Origin of the sequence: Streptomyces sp. NPDC007856 (genome assembly GCF_042868225.1) — a bacterium.
GTDB lineage: Bacteria > Actinomycetota > Actinomycetes > Streptomycetales > Streptomycetaceae > Streptomyces.
In genome coordinates, this window is the sequence record NZ_JBIAEC010000119.1 from 1 (window position 1) to 1,276 (window position 1,276).

General features: G+C 67.8%; 2 protein-coding genes. Both read left to right on the forward strand.

Going from position 1 to position 1,276, the window contains the following annotated elements:
• Nucleotides 1-75: 75 nt before the first annotated feature.
• Nucleotides 76-615, forward strand: a complete 540-nt coding sequence (locus ACFYOH_RS44850) for a winged helix-turn-helix domain-containing protein (RefSeq protein ID WP_388638148.1) — start codon at nt 76-78, stop codon at nt 613-615.
• On the forward strand, nt 612-1,139 hold the full coding sequence (locus ACFYOH_RS44855) for a transposase (RefSeq protein ID WP_388638151.1): 528 nt from the start codon (nt 612-614) through the stop codon (nt 1,137-1,139). The genes ACFYOH_RS44850 and ACFYOH_RS44855 overlap by 4 nt, the downstream gene beginning before the upstream one ends.
• Nucleotides 1,140-1,276 lie beyond the last annotated feature (137 nt).

Consider the following 1,276-nt stretch of genomic DNA (forward strand, 5'->3'; position numbering starts at 1 on the left):
GGTACTGAACTTGATTGGGTGATGTCGGTGCCGTTCGCCTGACAGTTGGGTGTCGGCACCGGTAGCCCCGGGGGTGTGAGGTACGCGCAGGGCGGCGGACTGACCGACGCCGAGAGAACTACGCGGGAGCGGTTGCGGCTCCAGGCCGTGGAGCGTTTCGAGAGCGGTCAGAAGAACGCGGACGTTGCCGCTGCCCTGCGGATCAGTGTGCGGTCGGTTGAGCGGTGGCGTCGGGCCTGGCGCGAGGGCGGTGAGGCCGGGGTTCTGTCGAAGGGGTCGCCGGGAAGACCTAGGCTCAACGAAGTCCAGGTTGCCAGGCTGGAGCGGGAGTTGGAGCGTGGTCCGCTGGCTCACGGCTGGACGGACCAGCGGTGGACGCTGGCGCGGATCAAGACGCTCATCGGCCGGCTGTTCCACGTCTCCTACACGGTCGAGGGCACCTGGCGGCTGCTGAAGCGGCACGGCTGGAGCTGGCAGCAGCCCACTCGGCGGGCGATCGAGCGCGATGACGACGCGGTCGAGGTGTGGAAGAAGGAGACCTGGCCGCGGGTAAGAGCATCGCGGCGGAGCGCGGGGCTTGGATCGTCTTCGAAGACGGGGCCGGGCAGTCGATGACTCCGCCGCGCGCCAGAACCTGGGGCCGGATCGGCCAGACCCCGGTCGTGAGGGTGAGGGGCCGGGGCTCCGGGCGGGTGTCGATGGCGGGCATGACCTGCTACAAGCCGGGCGAGCGGTCCCGGCTGATCTACGCGATCCGCGAGTATCGCGGCCGCAAGGACGAACCGAAGGGCTTCGGCTGGCGCGACTTCTGCGACCTGATCGTCCGCGCCCGCATCCAGCTTGGCGGCCCGATCGTCCTGGTCTGGGACAACCTCCGCCTGCACCTGACCGCTGGCATGCGTGCGTTCATCGAGGCGAACGCCGAGTGGCTCACCGTGTTCCACCTGCCCACCTACGCCCCGGACCTCAACCCACAGGAGGGCATCTGGTCACTGGTCAAACGCGAGATCGGCAACCTCGCCGCCGCGGACCTCACTCAGATCACCCGAGCCGTGAAACGTCGGCTCAAGAGCATCCAGTACCGTCCAGAACTCGTCGACGGCTGCCTCGCAACCACCGGCCTGACCCTGGAGGACTGACGTGACTCATTCCTCCTCCCAGTTCGCGTAGTCGCCCATCGCCACGTCATCGCACAAGGTCTCCCACAACCCGTTGTCTGCGAGTGCGGTGGTATCGAGAGCAGCGAGGAGCCGACGAAGCTCGTCCGCCACCTCCT